Origin of the sequence: Enterococcus faecalis (assembly GCF_029024925.1) — a bacterium.
GTDB classification, from domain to species: Bacteria; Bacillota; Bacilli; order Lactobacillales; family Enterococcaceae; genus Enterococcus; species Enterococcus faecalis.
Genome location: NZ_CP118962.1, coordinates 2,339,245 through 2,354,333, shown reverse-complemented (window position 1 = coordinate 2,354,333; position 15,089 = coordinate 2,339,245). Strand labels below are relative to the sequence as shown.

At 38.1% G+C, this 15,089-nt stretch carries 17 protein-coding genes and 1 riboswitch; of the genes, 15 read left to right on the top strand and 2 right to left on the bottom strand.

What is annotated here, in order from left to right:
• Nucleotides 1-25: 25 nt before the first annotated feature.
• On the top strand, nucleotides 26-1,216 hold the full coding sequence (locus PYW42_RS11600; RefSeq protein WP_002359426.1) for an MFS transporter: 1,191 nt from the start codon (nucleotides 26-28) through the stop codon (nucleotides 1,214-1,216).
• A gap of 50 nt (nucleotides 1,217-1,266) precedes the next feature.
• Here PYW42_RS11600 and PYW42_RS11595 read toward each other — a convergent pair whose 3' ends face one another.
• Both PYW42_RS11595 and PYW42_RS11590 read right to left on the bottom strand, forming a co-directional pair.
• The gene (locus tag PYW42_RS11595; RefSeq protein ID WP_002382490.1) at nucleotides 1,267-2,628 is read right to left on the bottom strand and encodes an MFS transporter; all 1,362 of its coding nucleotides are present in this window, start codon (nucleotides 2,626-2,628) and stop codon (nucleotides 1,267-1,269) included.
• 163 nt (nucleotides 2,629-2,791) lie between these two features.
• Nucleotides 2,792-3,577, bottom strand: coding sequence for a TraX family protein (locus PYW42_RS11590; RefSeq protein WP_002362333.1), 786 nt, complete (start codon nucleotides 3,575-3,577; stop codon nucleotides 2,792-2,794).
• Between the two features lie 179 nt (nucleotides 3,578-3,756).
• Nucleotides 3,757-3,847: riboswitch (TPP riboswitch) on the top strand.
• 104 nt (nucleotides 3,848-3,951) lie between these two features.
• Here PYW42_RS11590 and PYW42_RS11585 point away from each other — a divergent pair.
• The 14 genes from PYW42_RS11585 (at nucleotide 3,952) to dinB (ending at nucleotide 15,051) form a co-directional block, all read left to right on the top strand.
• Nucleotides 3,952-4,515: an ECF transporter S component gene (locus tag PYW42_RS11585; RefSeq protein ID WP_002359429.1), complete on the top strand. Its 564-nt coding sequence runs from the start codon at nucleotides 3,952-3,954 to the stop codon at nucleotides 4,513-4,515.
• Nucleotides 4,512-5,870 carry an ABC transporter ATP-binding protein gene (locus PYW42_RS11580; protein WP_002411316.1) on the top strand — a complete coding sequence of 453 codons (1,359 nt, stop codon included), beginning with the start codon at nucleotides 4,512-4,514 and terminating at the stop codon, nucleotides 5,868-5,870. Before PYW42_RS11585 ends, PYW42_RS11580 begins: the two co-directional genes overlap by 4 nt.
• The gene (locus PYW42_RS11575; protein ID WP_002362491.1) at nucleotides 5,861-6,514 is read left to right on the top strand and encodes a CbiQ family ECF transporter T component; all 654 of its coding nucleotides are present in this window, start codon (nucleotides 5,861-5,863) and stop codon (nucleotides 6,512-6,514) included. Before PYW42_RS11580 ends, PYW42_RS11575 begins: the two co-directional genes overlap by 10 nt.
• An 11-nt stretch (nucleotides 6,515-6,525) precedes the next feature.
• The gene (gene tenA / locus PYW42_RS11570; protein ID WP_002356360.1) at nucleotides 6,526-7,188 is read left to right on the top strand and encodes a thiaminase II; all 663 of its coding nucleotides are present in this window, start codon (nucleotides 6,526-6,528) and stop codon (nucleotides 7,186-7,188) included.
• Between the two features lie 175 nt (nucleotides 7,189-7,363).
• Nucleotides 7,364-7,960, top strand: a complete 597-nt coding sequence (gene recR, locus PYW42_RS11565; RefSeq protein WP_002356363.1) for a recombination mediator RecR — start codon at nucleotides 7,364-7,366, stop codon at nucleotides 7,958-7,960.
• Between the two features lie 208 nt (nucleotides 7,961-8,168).
• The gene (tmk, locus tag PYW42_RS11560; RefSeq protein WP_002362492.1) at nucleotides 8,169-8,807 is read left to right on the top strand and encodes a dTMP kinase; all 639 of its coding nucleotides are present in this window, start codon (nucleotides 8,169-8,171) and stop codon (nucleotides 8,805-8,807) included.
• 19 nt (nucleotides 8,808-8,826) lie between these two features.
• Complete coding sequence (locus PYW42_RS11555; RefSeq protein ID WP_002356367.1) at nucleotides 8,827-9,156, top strand: cyclic-di-AMP receptor; 330 nt, start codon at nucleotides 8,827-8,829, stop codon at nucleotides 9,154-9,156.
• A 1-nt stretch (nucleotide 9,157) separates the two neighbouring features.
• A complete protein-coding gene (gene holB / locus PYW42_RS11550) occupies nucleotides 9,158-10,108 on the top strand; it encodes a DNA polymerase III subunit delta' (protein ID WP_002400976.1) in 951 nt (316 codons plus the stop codon).
• 116 nt (nucleotides 10,109-10,224) lie between these two features.
• Complete coding sequence (locus PYW42_RS11545; protein ID WP_002356371.1) at nucleotides 10,225-11,064, top strand: PSP1 domain-containing protein; 840 nt, start codon at nucleotides 10,225-10,227, stop codon at nucleotides 11,062-11,064.
• Entirely contained in the window at nucleotides 11,057-11,404 is a 348-nt protein-coding gene (locus PYW42_RS11540; protein WP_002356372.1) for a DNA replication initiation control protein YabA, read from the top strand. The genes PYW42_RS11545 and PYW42_RS11540 overlap by 8 nt, the downstream gene beginning before the upstream one ends.
• 111 nt (nucleotides 11,405-11,515) lie before the next feature.
• Nucleotides 11,516-12,388, top strand: coding sequence for a 16S rRNA (cytidine(1402)-2'-O)-methyltransferase (rsmI, locus tag PYW42_RS11535; RefSeq protein ID WP_002362495.1), 873 nt, complete (start codon nucleotides 11,516-11,518; stop codon nucleotides 12,386-12,388).
• 14 nt (nucleotides 12,389-12,402) lie between these two features.
• Nucleotides 12,403-13,065 (top strand): ABC transporter ATP-binding protein, encoded by a 663-nt coding sequence (locus PYW42_RS11530; protein WP_002356375.1) that lies wholly within the window; start codon nucleotides 12,403-12,405, stop codon nucleotides 13,063-13,065.
• On the top strand, nucleotides 13,049-13,807 hold the full coding sequence (locus tag PYW42_RS11525; protein ID WP_002356377.1) for an ABC transporter permease: 759 nt from the start codon (nucleotides 13,049-13,051) through the stop codon (nucleotides 13,805-13,807). The genes PYW42_RS11530 and PYW42_RS11525 overlap by 17 nt, the downstream gene beginning before the upstream one ends.
• Before the next feature lie 128 nt (nucleotides 13,808-13,935).
• Complete coding sequence (gene dinB / locus PYW42_RS11520; RefSeq protein ID WP_023894966.1) at nucleotides 13,936-15,051, top strand: DNA polymerase IV; 1,116 nt, start codon at nucleotides 13,936-13,938, stop codon at nucleotides 15,049-15,051.
• Nucleotides 15,052-15,089 lie beyond the last annotated feature (38 nt).

Genomic DNA, 15,089 nt, shown 5'->3' with positions numbered 1-15,089 from the left:
TCAAATGTTTTTTAGGAGGAAGAGAATGGAAAAGAAAATTTCACCAAATTTAACGCTCTTTGCATTAGCTATCAATGCTTTCGCAATCGGTTCAACAGAATTTATTAGTGTGGGTTTATTACCAATGATTGTTAAAAGTTTTCATATTAGTCTTTCCCAAGCAGGTTTGACTGTTTCTTTGTACGCTTTAGGTGTGACGATTGGGGCGCCGTTATTAACAATTTTGACAGGAAAATGGAATCGTCGCTCATTAATGCTGGGGATTATGCTTCTTTTCATTAGTGGGAATTTAATTGCTGCGTTTGCGCCAACGTTTATTATTTTATTGGTAGGGCGGATACTTTCTGCATTGGCGCATGGCATTTTCATGTCTGTTTCGACTGTCATTGCCGCAGATGTTGTGCCGCCATCACGTCGTGCCAGCGCCATTGCTATTATGTTTACGGGCTTAACGGTTGCAACAGTGACTGGTGTACCTTTAGGGACGTTTATTGGGCAACAAACAGCTTGGCATATGTCCTTTCTTTTTATAGCCAGTATTGGCTTGGTGGGACTGATTGCTAGTTATTTTTTAGTTCCCAAAAATTTACCGATACCAGGGAAGGTTGACTTAAAAGGAATCACGCGGATTTTTACGAACAAACCCCTCGTTTTCTCTTTTCTAATTACTGCTTTTGGTTATGGTGGAACGTTTGCTGCATATACGTACTTGTCACCGTTATTGGAAAATTTAGGCTTTTCAGCCAACGCGGTAGTGATTATTTTAGTTGTTTATGGCGTAATGGTCGCAATTGGCAATACAGTAGGTGGTCACTGGGCAAATAAAAAACCTTTAGATTCGTTAGTAAAAATGTTTAGCTTATTAATTCTGTCCTTAGTCTTTTTATTTATTACTGTTTTAATGGATAACAGTCTTCTAGGCTTATTAGCAAGTTTGATGTTGGGTCTATTTGCCTTTATGAATGTACCTGGTTTACAACTATATGTTGTAGAATTAGCGGAAAAGTATGTTCCAGAAGATATCACTTTGGCCTCAGCTTTTAATATTGCAGCCTTTAATATTGGGATTACCGTTGGCTCAATGACAGGTGGGGTGGTCACAGATCATTTATCAGTAACATATACACCGATTTTTGGTGGTTTTATCGTGTTAATTGCTGTCTTGTTCGTACTTTATATTCGGAAGCAAGAAGAACAAAAAAACAACTATCTTTAGAAAACTAAAAAAAGCAGCTGGTTACTATGGAACTGACCAGCTGCTTTTTTTTAAGCTTTTTTGCGGAAATAATTCCAGCAAGCAATTAAAACAATTACTAATAAGGTTAACAAGAAAATCAGAGAAATGAGGGAGCCCATCGTTGTCCCCTGAGCAAAATTATCTGCGTGGTCTTGAGCGATATTAATAATCGTCGCTACAATGGCCGTCGCAATAGCGCCAGAAAATTGTTGAAGTGTATTAAATAACGTATTGCCGTCGCCAAAATCTTTCTCCTCTAACAAGCTCATACCAGTTGTCATCATATTACTGTATGCAAAACCTAGACCAATCATATAGGTAACATGTCCAGCGACGAATCCTAATAAAACAGGCATCTCTAGTAAAATTGTTAAAGCTAGCCAACCGATTGTCGCCAAACTTAAGCCAAATAATATAGGTTTTTTAGCGCCGTATTGATCCAACACTCGTCCAGAAAGTGGTGCCAAAATGGCCCCGACTGTAGCACCTGGCAGCATGACTAGCCCAGCTACAAACGCATTTTTTCCAAGGACGATTTGAACAAAGTTTGGTAAGACAAAGGAAATACCTAACAATAAGAATTGACAAACTAAAAAGCCACATAAAAATAAAACAAAGGCGGGATTTTTTAAAATTGTCAAACGAACTAGTGGCTGTTCAGCCGTCGTTGCTCGTTTATAAAAAATAACAAAGCCAATAACGGCTGCCAGAAGTGAAAGCCAGCCAAACAATGTGCCAATTTTACTTAAAAACATCAACAAACCACTAAATAACAGGGCAATACCAATTAAACTAACCAAATCAAGAGTGGTGGTTTTTTTAACAGGTATTTCTGGAATAGCAGATAAGCCCATAAACAAAGAAAGTAGTAAAATAGGAATTAAGAATAAAAAGATGGCGTGCCAAGACAGGGAAGATGTTAAGATTCCACCATACGTTGGACCAATGGCTGGAGCAATTGAAGTGGTCAATGTGCCTACCCCCATCATCGTTCCTCGTTTTTCCAGCGGGGTAAAGTTCAAAATAATATGAAACATCAGTGGCAAAGCAATCCCAGTGCTAGCCCCTTGGAAGAGTCGGCCTAATAACAAGATACTGAAAGATGGCGAATAGACATCAATCGCTAAACCAATCAAAAAGAAAAGATTCGCAACGATAAATAAGCGTCTTAGCGAATAGGTTTTTAATAAATAATTGGATAAGGGCACCATGATAGAAATAACTAATAAATAAATCGTTGTCACCCACTGCACGGTACCGGTGGAAACACCAAATTCCTTTGTTAATGTCGGAAAGGTTACATTCATTGCTGTTTCAATTAATACGCCAGCAAAAGACATAATTCCTGTCGCTAAAACGGCAGGGAATAATCGTACGTTTTTTTGTTCCATTTAATCACCTCTATAGTTTTCATTTTTTCGTAAAAAAATAGAAGCAGTTTCTATAAGAATAGAAACCGCCTCTCTCTCGACACGCAACTTGCGTGTTATCTGTACGATTTGTTTACATGTTGCATTGTAAACAGTTTTTAGGCAATCGTCAAGCAGAAAATAATTAACGTTGCATGAAGAAACTAATAATTGCAAAAATAGCAATGTGAGCTGGATAGAAAATATAAAAGAAATTCCGCATGCCACGGCCTTTTTCACCATTATAAAGAACAATTGGAATCGCTGCTAAAATCATCATCCATTGGTGGTTCACCCCGAATAGTTCTTGGAAATTATAGCTGGCTGCTGAAATCAACGCAACAACGCCAATTGCTGAAATTTGTAACCACTTTTTGCCATGGAATAAATAAAAAGCCACGGCCAAGAGAACAAATAAAAACCCACCTTCTGTCATCATTAGTGATGGCACAATCAGATTGAAAAGTTGGAAACCAATTAAGATAGCAGGGTTGCTTAATATGTCTGGAGAACTAAAAACAACGAGAGGTAGAGCACTGATTAATAAAGGCACAATAAACCAAAGAAGCCCTTTACCAATTTGTTTTTGTTTAAAATAGTCCATAGACTGCATGTAGACCGTACCTAAAAATAACGTCCCAAAAATATTATTGATAATTAAGCCACCTGTTGAAAAATACGCATTTAAAATGCCGTTCAGAATCCCCATAATCCAGAAGCCTAACAATAACCGGAACATGTATTTTCGCCGATTGCTTGTGTGAATGAAGCCTTCAGAACTTTCAAATAAGAAAATAGGTGCAGCAATTCGTCCAATCCATCCGAACCAACCAGGCACGCCTAAAAAACTAAAAAATTGCAATAGATGGTCAAAGACCATTGAAATAACCCCAATGACTTTCAAGTGAAAGCCAGTTAATGTTTTACCCATAGTATAAACGCCTCTCTTTCATAAAGAACAATATAACAAAGTCCAGAAAAACCAACCATTTATTTGCCTAACAGTTATCTTACAAAATTGTTTGATTTCTTCAGCTTTTGATGAAAGAAAAAAAGTGCCAAGACTAGTTTTTATAGTTATTCTATGCTATAGTAAAAGTACATTTTAATAAAAAACATTTGGGGTGCTGTTATGGCTGAGATGATACCCATTGAACCTGATGCAGTTAGTACTGTCGCAGGGAAATGCCGATTTACTTTGATTTTTCACGCACTCATTCTGTCCTAGGATGAGTGTGTTTTCTTTTATCAGGGTTTATTTAAGTCACTCCTTTTGCTTTTTGTTAAGAGAAAGGAGTTTTTTTATTGAAAAAATGGTCATTGCAACAAGTCGTCTTACTCGCTTTTTTAGCCTTTTTGTTTGGCGGTGTTTTTATGGGGGCAGGGTTCCTCTATGCGTTATTGAATGCTGCGCTGTTACCATTAGGCTTGAGTCCATTTGCCAATGAGCTTTTATTTGGAATGTGGACCATGGTGGCACCAATTGCAGCGATGCTGATTCCACGAGCGGGAAGTGCTGTTTTGGCGGAAGTTTTAGCCGCTTTGGCAGAAATGCTTTATGGTTCGTATTTCGGACCTAGTGTATTAATTTCTGGTGTGATTCAAGGCCTAGGTAGTGAAAGTGGCTTTTTTGTGACACGCTACAAACGGTACGATACACTAACGTTATTTTATAGTGCGATTGGGACGACTATTTTTAGTTATGTGTATGAATACTTTAAGTTTGGTTATGGCAATTACGGTCTGGGGATGAACATTGCTTTAATTAGCGTTCGATTCGTTTCTATTTGTTTCTTTGGTATTTTCTTAACGAAGGTTATTTTACGAATGTATCAGTCTGCGCAAGGGTTAGCTGTGAAGGCAAAATGAATAGTATCCAATTGAAAGCTGTGTCCTTTTCACGAGAACAACCCTTGTTTGAAAAGACAAATTTAGCAATTCCTCAAGGAACGTTTTCCTTATTAATTGGCGATAGTGGTAGTGGAAAATCAACGCTCTTACGATTGATTGCCGGATTTGCTCCGCTTGATTACCAAGGAGAAATTTTGATTGAAGGAATGGAACGCCGACAATTATCAACTCGTGAAAAGACGCAAAAAATTGGCATGCTGTTTCAAAACCCCAGTCAACAATTTACAATGAAAACCTTGGAACGAGAACTGATTTTTGCTTTAGAAAATTTAGGAATCTCGCCTGAAGAAATGAACCGAAAAATCCAAACAGCGCTTCAACTTGTTCAGACTCAAACCTTATTCACACGAGAATTAGCGACGTTATCTGGTGGTGAAAAACAAAAAGCGGCGTTGACAGTTCTGCTAGCAATGAACCCAGATATTCTTTTATTAGATGAACCTTTTGCAAGTATTGATCCAACCTCTCGAAAACAATTTATTCAAATTTTAGCAAGACTCCATCAAGCAGGCAAAACGATTTTGGTGTGCGACCACGATTTCAACGATTACGCTGATGTTGTGGACCAAGTCGTCACGTTGAAAAACGGCCAGTTTGAAAAACAACCGTTGACGTTTATCAAAACAAAACCGCAGACATTTCAGCTTACAACTTCTGTGGTAAAACAACCAATGCTCCAATTGAAAAATTTTCGTTTGTCTCAGGGAAAACGAGTGCTACTTGAAGAAAAAGAAGCGCTTTTGTTTAAAGGAATTACCACGTTGACGGGGCCAAATGGGGCGGGAAAATCCACCTTATTAAAAGCCATCGTTCAGAGACAAAAATATCAAGGGAAAATGTTCTTGGCAGGCCGCCGCTTGCGGGCTTCAAAAAAATTGTATCAACACATGACATTAGCGGTGCAACAAGCCAATCGTCAGTTTGTCACGTTGACTTTACGAGAAGAGCTTTTGTTTGGTCAGAACATGACAGCAGAAAAAAGAAGAAAACAAGAGGAAGCCTTAACTTTTTTAGGTTTAAAAGAAAAACTAGAGCACAGTGTTTTTCAACTAAGTGAAGGGCAAAAAAAGATGGTGCAATTAATTAGTTTGCTGAGCTTAGATTTGGACTGTTTACTTTTAGATGAACCTTTTGCTGGATTAGATGAGCGAGCATGCAATTATTTTGTTGAATGGATCAAAGAAAAAAGTGCGCAACAAGATTTTCTAATCGTCACGCATCGGCTAGAACCTCTCTCTGGCGTGAGCAATTACCGAATAGAATTGCTGCAGCAACAACTGAATATCTGGCAGGAGGGAACCACATGCAAATAAAGCAAACAAATGCAGCAATTTATGCTTCTTTGATTCTTATTTTGACCTTTGAATTATCTTTTTCTCAGTCAATTTTGGCAAATTTGGCGGTTTTTATGGGTTGTGTCATTTTTTTAATAGGCCAGCGAAAATCCCGCTTACTGCTTTGGTTATTTTTCTTGCCACTTTTACCAGCAATCGGGACGTTTTGGTCTATTTATTTGCATGGTACGAGTAGTCAACAAGCCTGGCTTTTGTTTAGTCGAACGTATGCCTTTGCCGGTTTAGGACTAGCTTTTGCTGTAGGCGTTGATTTTGAAGAATTATTGTTGTTATTGGAACAAAAGGGGCTAGCACCAAACTTTGTTTATGGAATTTTAGTGGTGGTTCACGCCTTACCGGAAGTGAAAAGAGAAATTAATGATTTAAAAGAAGCAAGCCTACTCCGTGGCAAAACGTTTCATTTTTGGTCGCCGATGCTTTATGTTAAAACACTGCTCGTTGCTGTTTCTTGGCGAGATAAATATACGGAAGCAATGTCTGCCCATGGCTATGAAGAAGGAGCCACCAGAAGTCGAAAAGAGCATTTTGTGTCAGCAAAAGTCAGTCTTGGGCTTGCTATTTTGATCATCATTTTTACAAATTTGTTTATTTTTCTAACGTAAAGGAGAAACCTATGACATTTACAGAACAAGCCAAAGAACAAGCGCAAGCTTCTTGGCAAGGAAGTTTTCAGCATCCTTTTATCACAGAGTTACATGAAGGAACCTTGAGTCCAACGATTTTTCGCTACTATTTAATTCAAGATCATTACTATTTAAAACATTTTAGTCAGCTTTATCGCTTGATTGCGGCACAAACGCAACAACCTCGATTGAAAAAATTACTCTTAACAAATGCGGAAAGTCTCGCGTTGGGCGAATTAGCTATTCGTGAAACTTTTTTTGAAGAACTAGCGATTACAGAAGAAGAAGTTGCAGCGACACCGATTGCACCAACCGCTTATCACTATGTTTCTCATATGTATCGCCAACTTATTGAAGGAACGCCTAAGACGGCCGCAGCAAGTATGTTGCCTTGTTCTTGGCTCTATCAAGAAATTGGTGCACAGTTAGTCAAACAACACTCACCAGAGCCACTGTACCAACGTTGGATTGAAACCTATGCTGGGGAGGAAGCGTACCAACACGTCCAAGAGGAACGCCAACTGTTAGACCAATTATATGAAGAAAGTTCACCACAAGAACAAGCAGCTATGATCACCGCTTTTGTTATCAGCAGTGAGATGGAATACGCTTTTTGGGAAATGGCCTATACACACGAAACCTGGATTGGTTAATACAAAAACAAGTCGTTTAGTGCTCGTAACTAACGACTTGTTTTTGTATTAGAAAGCAGTAATTGTCAGTTGCTTTTTTGACAGGGCGTGATAAGATATTCAGTGACGCAAAATCTGTTGTAACTCGCTCAGTAATAACAGAAACGCCTTGCTAAGAAAGGACTGTAGAAGCCTCATGAATTATCCAGAACCGATTGCAAAATTGATTGAAAGTTATATGAAATTACCAGGAATTGGTCAAAAAACAGCGACACGGCTTGCTTTTTATACAATTGATATGAAAGAAGAAGATGCTAATGCTTTTGCAAAAGCGCTAATTAGTGTCAAGAGAGATCTCCATTTCTGTAGTATTTGCGGAAATATTACTGAAGAAGATCCTTGTGAAATTTGCCAAGATAAAAATCGTGACCGTAGTATTATTTTAGTAGTGGAAGAACCAAAAGACGTTATGGCAATGGAAAAAATGCGTGAATATCAAGGCTTGTATCACGTACTCCACGGGGTGCTTTCACCGATGGAAGGAACAGGACCAGAAGATATTAATATTGCCTCTTTGATCAAACGATTGCACGATGATGAAGTGAAAGAGGTCATTATAGCAACCAACGCTACCACTGAAGGAGAAGCGACGGCGATGTATTTATCACGGCTCATTAAACCAGCCGGAATTACCGTTACTCGTTTGGCACACGGCTTGTCTGTCGGCAGCGATATTGAATATGCAGACGAAATAACCTTGCTAAAAGCAGTCGAAGGACGTCGAGAAATTTAAAAGAAACATCGTTGGAAAAAGAAGTTGAAATCGAAGTAGGTCGTTTCTGTGAGAAAATGTCGCAGTTCAAGCTTTTCCGTACTTCTTTTTCAGTTTCTTTTTTTCAGCGGATGCATCACTTTAAATAGGACATAAGGATTTCAATTAGACTGATAGAGCAAGATGAAGTATAATAGATACAAGTAAAAATTGATTGGAGTTTTCGCACGTGCAGGGTATTTTTATCACATTTGAAGGTCCAGATGGTGCTGGTAAAACCAGTGTTTTGAAGGAAGTTTCTGAAAGATTAGCTAAAGAGTCAAAACGAAAAATTGTCACTACAAGAGAACCAGGCGGCATACCGATTGCCGAAAAGATTCGAACAGTTATTTTAGATCCAAGAAATGACAGAATGGATGAGCGAACAGAAGCTTTACTTTACGCAGCTGCTCGTCGTCAACATTTAGTGGAAAAAATCTTTCCAGCTTTGGAAGCGGGTCATTTAGTCCTATGTGATCGTTTTGTTGACAGCTCATTAGCCTACCAAGGCGCTGGGCGTAGAATTGGGATTGCCCCCATTGCTTCAATTAATGCGTTTGCGACAGAAGGTGTCTCACCAGATTTTACAATTTATTTAGACGTTGACTCAGATACTGGCTTACGGCGGATTCAAGAAAATCGAACACAGCAAATTGATCGCTTAGATTCAGAAGGATTAGAATTTCATCAACGTGTTCGTCATGAATATTTGAAATTAGCAGAAGAAAATCCACAACGTATCAAAAAGATTGATGCACGGATGAGTTTAGAACTTGTCGTAGAAGCAACGTATCAGGCGATTATTGAACGTTATCCAGAAAACTTTTAATTATAGGAAGGTGTAGACCATGAAGATTATTTTAGCCATTGTACAAGACAAAGATAGTAACCGATTAGCCAACGAATTTATTGATGCCAATATTCGTGCTACAAAATTATCCTCAACAGGTGGGTTCTTAAAAGCGGGAAACAGCACATTTATTATTGGGATTGATGATGAACGTGTCGACGAAACATTAGCTTTAATTAAAGAAACATGTCAATCAAGAAAACAATATGTTTCAACACCTGTGACTTTAGATATCACAATGGATGGCCAAATTCCTTATCCTGTGGAAGTTGAAGTAGGCGGCGCTACTTGCTTCGTCTTACCAGTTGAAGGATTCCATCAATATTAAGATGAATGAAGCACAACAGCTACAGCAAATGCAACCTTTGCTGTACAAGCAACTCCAAAAAAGTTTTGAGCATGGTCGTCTTGCCCATGCTTATCTTTTTGAAGGAGATACAGGAACTGGAAAACAAGAATTTGGCTTATGGATGGCGAAACATGTCTTTTGTACGAATTTAGTAAATCAACAGCCTTGTAACGAATGCCATAATTGTGTGCGGATTAATGAAAATGAACATCCAGATGTTTTAAGAATTGCGCCAGATGGGCAAACCATCAAAGTGAACCAAATCCGTGAATTAAAAGCGGAGTTTTCTAAAAGTGGGGTTGAGACTGCTAAAAAAGTTTTCTTAATTCAAGAAGCAGATAAAATGAGTACCGGCGCAGCCAATAGTCTCTTAAAATTTTTAGAAGAACCAGAAGGACAAATTTTAGCTATTTTAGAAACCACTTCGCTTTCTCGAATTTTACCAACGATTCAATCACGATGCCAAACCTTACATTTTCAACCATTAGTCAAAAAAACATTAATTGATCGCTTAATCAAACAGGGGATTGGTGAAAAGACTGCAACCCTTTTAGCTGAGCTGACAAATAGTTTTGAGAAAGCAGTTGAAATCTCTCAAGATGAATGGTTTAATGAAGCTAGGGAAATCATTTTGCAATGGTTTAATTATCTAAAAAGTAATGATTTACAGGCATTTATCTACGTTCAGAAGAAAATGGTCAAAGTATTTAAGGAAAAAGAACAACAAGCGCTTAGCTTTGACTTGCTCATGGTTTATTACCGTCAATTATTGGAAGAAAGTGTTTCGACACAGCAAGCCAAAAAAGTAACGGAAGAGCAGGCGGAACGGTTGGCGCTAATTTTGAAAGCACGCCAAAAATGGACTGCCAATGTTAGTTGGCAAAATGTTTGTGAACAATTAGTTATCCAAATGATTCACCCTAAATCATAAAGGAAAAAAGTGCCAAGTGGCATTCAGTTTCATAATATAGTAGGAACTTAGCTGTTTCAGCAAGTTCCTTAACCGATTGAAGCGACGTTCACTTGAACTAGATTAGGAGGAATAAAATGGTAGAAGTAGTAGGAGTTCGCTTCCGTGAAGCCGGTCATATCTATTATTTTGCTCCTGGAAAATCTGAGTATATTTATAATGAGAAAGTACTCGTTGAATCTCAACAGTCAAAACAATTAGCTACTGTTGCTATTCCTAAAAAAACAGTCGATTCAGACGATTTACCAGAGGACCTAAAACCCATTTTAAATAAAGCAACAGCCAATGATTTAGAAAAAGAACAAAAAAATTTGGCTGATGCAGAAGCTGCCAAAAGCATTGCCAATGAAAAAATTCGAGCTCATGACTTAAAAATGAAATTAGTGCGAGTAGAATATACCTTCGATCGTAGCAAAATGATTTTTTACTTTACGGCAGATGGGCGAATTGATTTTCGTGAATTAGTCAAAGACTTAGCGGCTATTTTCCGGACGCGAATTGAGTTACGTCAAATTGGTGTCCGAGATGAAGCGAAAATATTAGGTGGCATTGGCCCTTGTGGCAGACAACTATGTTGCTCAACATTTCTAGGAGATTTTATGCCAGTTTCAATCAAAATGGCTAAAGATCAAGGGTTATCTTTAAATCCTGTCAAAATTTCGGGATTATGTGGCCGCTTAATGTGTTGTTTGAAATACGAAAACGACGAATATGAAGCCGCTAAAAAAGAATTACCAGATTATGGAAAAGAAGTAATAACACCAGATGGCAAAGGCAAAGTCGTCGGGTTGAATCTATTAAGTCGGATTGTCAAAGTTCGTCTGCATGGTCGTGAAATCGCAGCGGATTATGATTACGAAGAAATCAAAGAAGCTACTGCGAAAGTTGCTGCTGAAAAAGGTGATCAAAATGGATAAACGTTCGCTCTATGATGGATTAAATTCGTTGGAAACTGATTTAGACAGTTCCGTGACACAATTAAGAGAAATTAAAGCAGCACTCCATGAGTTGGTAGAAAAAAATACCACGTTGGAAATCGAAAACCAACGCTTACGGGAGCATCTCCAAGAACTGAATAAGTTAGCAGGAAATACAACTGAAACTGAAAAACAAGAGCTATCAAAATCACGTATGAATTTGGAAAAACTTTATGAAGAGGGCTTCCATGTCTGCAATATTTTATATGGTTCAAGACGTGAAAATGATGAAGAATGTGCCTTTTGTCTTGATGTTATTTATGGGGAACGTACGCGTTAAGTCTAGTGGACACTGCAAATAAAAAGGAAAGGTTTGGTTTGACAGTCAATCGATTGTCAAATCAAACCTTTATCTATTTATAGAACGAAAAAGGAAAATGAGGGATGCGCTATGCAAAAACAGAAAAGTTTTGATAAGCAAACAACAAAAGGAAAATTGTATCTTGTCCCAACACCGATCGGCAATTTAGAAGATATGAGTATTCGTTGTTTAAACATATTGAAAGAAGCAACGGTGATTGCTAGTGAGGACACAAGAAACACACAAAAATTGCTAAATCATTTTGAGATTACAACACCACAAATTAGTTTACACGAACATAATTACAAAGAGCGAATTCCTCAACTGATTACACGATTGCTGAATGGTGAAACGATTGCCCAAGTTAGCGATGCAGGTATGCCTTCAATTAGTGATCCTGGTCATGAATTGGTTACAGCATGTCTTGAAGAAGAACTGGCAGTGATTGCCTTGCCAGGACCTACGGCAGGAATGACCGCCTTGATTGCCTCGGGTCTTTTACCACAGCCATTTACGTTTTATGGTTTTTTACCAAGAAAGAAAAAAGAACAGAAAGACGTGTTATCAGCATTAAAAGAAGAACGGCCGACACAGATTTTTTATGAGTCCCCCTATCGGATTGCTAAAACGGTAGCAACGTTTGCTGAAGTCTATGGTCAAGAACGCCCCGCTGTGATTTGTCGGGAATTAACGAAACTTCACGAAGAGTATTTACGAGGTACCTTAGGAGAACTAACAGAATATTTAGCAGAAAATACGCTAAAAGGCGAGTGTTGTTTATTAGTTAGCGGATTTACTGGTGAGAAAGAGACAATAGCCGCAATGCCAGCTATTTCCCTCAAAGAACATGTACAAGTTTTAATGGAGGAAGAGGGACGGAGTTCAAAAGATGCAATCAAAGAAGTGGCCAAATTGAGAAATGTAAAAAAACAAGAAGTATATAAAGAATATCATTCCATTTAAAAAAGGAGAGAAACATGAGTAATTTATTGCGAGCAGAAGGCGTGTCTTATCAAGTAAATGGTCGTAGCATTCTTTCTGATATTGATTTGTCATTTGAAACAGGCAGCAATACAACAATTGTTGGTCCTTCAGGTAGCGGGAAAAGTACATTTTTAAAAATTTTATCTTCATTATTAAGTCCTACAGAAGGCGAAATTTTTTATCAAGAAGCGCCAATTACTACAATGCCAATCGAAACATACCGCCAAAAGGTTTCTTATTGTTTTCAGCAGCCAACTTTATTTGGTGAAACCGTGTATGATAATTTGTTATTTCCATTTACCGTCAGACAAGAAGCGTTTAATCAGGAAAAAGTCGTGGCATTACTCCAACAAGTGAAATTGCCCGCTGCTTATCTTGAAAAGAAAATAGCCGAACTCTCTGGTGGTGAGCGACAACGGGTTGCTTTGCTACGAAACATTATTTTTGTACCAGATGTTTTATTATTAGACGAAGTTACAACGGGATTAGATGAAGAAAGCAAACAGATTGTCAATCAATTGTTAAACCAATTAAACAAAGAGCAAGGAGTCACGCTGGTTCGTGTCACGCATGATACCGAAGAAATTCAGCAAGCACAGCAAGTGATTCGTATTGTAGCAGGAAAGGTGGCGCCGACAGATGGATTTAGCAGTTAATAATTTATCCTTATTTTTTTCAGCCATGCTAGTGGTGGTCGCATTAATTATTAGTACTAAAGAAAAATTAGGTTTTACCAAAGATATTATTATTAGTGTGATTCGAGCAGTCATTCAATTAGTCGCAGTCGGCTATTTATTAAAATATGTTTTTCAAGTCAATAACCTGATTTTAACGCTCATCATGGTTTTGGTGATTGTTTCCAACGCAGCCTTTAATGCAAAAAAACGCAGCCAGCAATTACAAAAGGGCTTTTTGATTTCTTTCATTGCAATTGGTTGTAGTACAGGAATTACCATTGGTATTTTGATTTTTTCTGGTTCTATTAAATTTATTCCTTCTCAAATCATTCCTATCAGTGGGATGATTGCCAGCAATTCGATGGTGGCAATTGGTTTATGCTATCGCAATTTAGATACTCTTTTTCAAAACCAACGGCAAGCGGTAATGGAGAAACTAGCATTAGGTGCAACTATCAAACTCGCCTCTTTACCAATCATCCAACAAAGTGTGAAAACCGGGATGGCGCCGACGATTGATTCTGCCAAAACTGTCGGAATTGTTAGTTTACCTGGGATGATGTCAGGCTTAATTTTTGCGGGCGTTGATCCTGTCCATGCGATAAAATATCAGATTATGGTGACTTTTATGTTGCTATCAGCAACAAGTATTGGTTCAGTGATTGCAACTTATCTTGCCTATAAAGGCTACTATAATCAACAAAAACAATTGGTCGTTTAATTAAAAAGCTGGAAATCTGTGTTTATAACTTCACGGATTTTCAGCTTTTTCTGGTTGAAATAAAGAAGTTTCAATTTGAAAAAGAACGGACGTTCGTATATAATAGAGGGAGGAGGCGAATCAAAATGATGAGCGAATTACGTTTTCCCTTAAAAAAAGATACGTCGAGAAAAATTATACATATAGATATGGACGCGTTTTTTGCTTCAGTTGAAGAACGAGATCATCCAGAGCTAGTAGGACATCCGTTAGTTATTGCGCGCCATCCAAGTGATACTGGGGGCAAAGGAGTGGTGACCACAGCGAATTATATTGCTCGACAGTACGGTATTCACTCGGCTATGAGTGCTCAAAAGGCGTATGAACTATGTCCAAGTGCCATTTTTAAGCCAGGTAATTATCAGAAATATAGTGAAATTTCTCAAGAAATCCGTGAAATTTTTCGCCGCTATACAGATGTGATTGAACCGGTATCTATTGACGAAGCGTATTTAGATGTAACTGAAAATAAGGTCAACAGTAAGTCGGCTATTAAAATTGCGAAAATGATCCAATATGATATTTGGCATGAATTGCAGTTAACTTGCTCGGCAGGTGTTAGTTACAATAAGTTTTTAGCCAAGTTAGCATCAGATTTTCAGAAACCAAAGGGTCTGACGGTTGTCTTACCAGAAGAGGCCGAAGATTTTTTGAAAGCATTACCGATTGAAGATTTCCACGGAATCGGCAAAAAAACAGTGCCTAAAATGCATGAACTAGGGATTTTTACTGGAGCAGATTTATACAAGCAAGATGAGATGACGTTGATTCGGTTATTCGGTAAAATGGGTTATTCATTGTATCGTAAAGTCCGCGGTATCCATGATGCGCCAGTTCAAGTGACTAGAGATCGTAAGTCGGTAGGCAAGGAACATACTTACGGCACCCCTTTAACGACGGAAGAGCAGGTTACGGCTCAATTGAGACAATTAGCAGCAGGTGTTGAGCGTGCATTGCAACGAGTGCAAAAACATGGCAAAACAGTAGTCCTGAAAGTTCGTTATACTGACTATACGACGATTACGAAACGTGTGACATTACCTGAATATATTTCTAAAAAAGAAGAACTTTTCTATCAAGCGAATTTAATTTGGGAAGATATTTTAGGTTTAGAACAAGGAATCCGTTTATTAGGCATTACTTTAACGAATTTAGATCCACTAGCGTATGAAAACATTGTTTTACCTTTATGGGAAAAAAGTTAGCCCTTTAGCCATCTCTTGAGGATGTGTCTAAAGGGCTA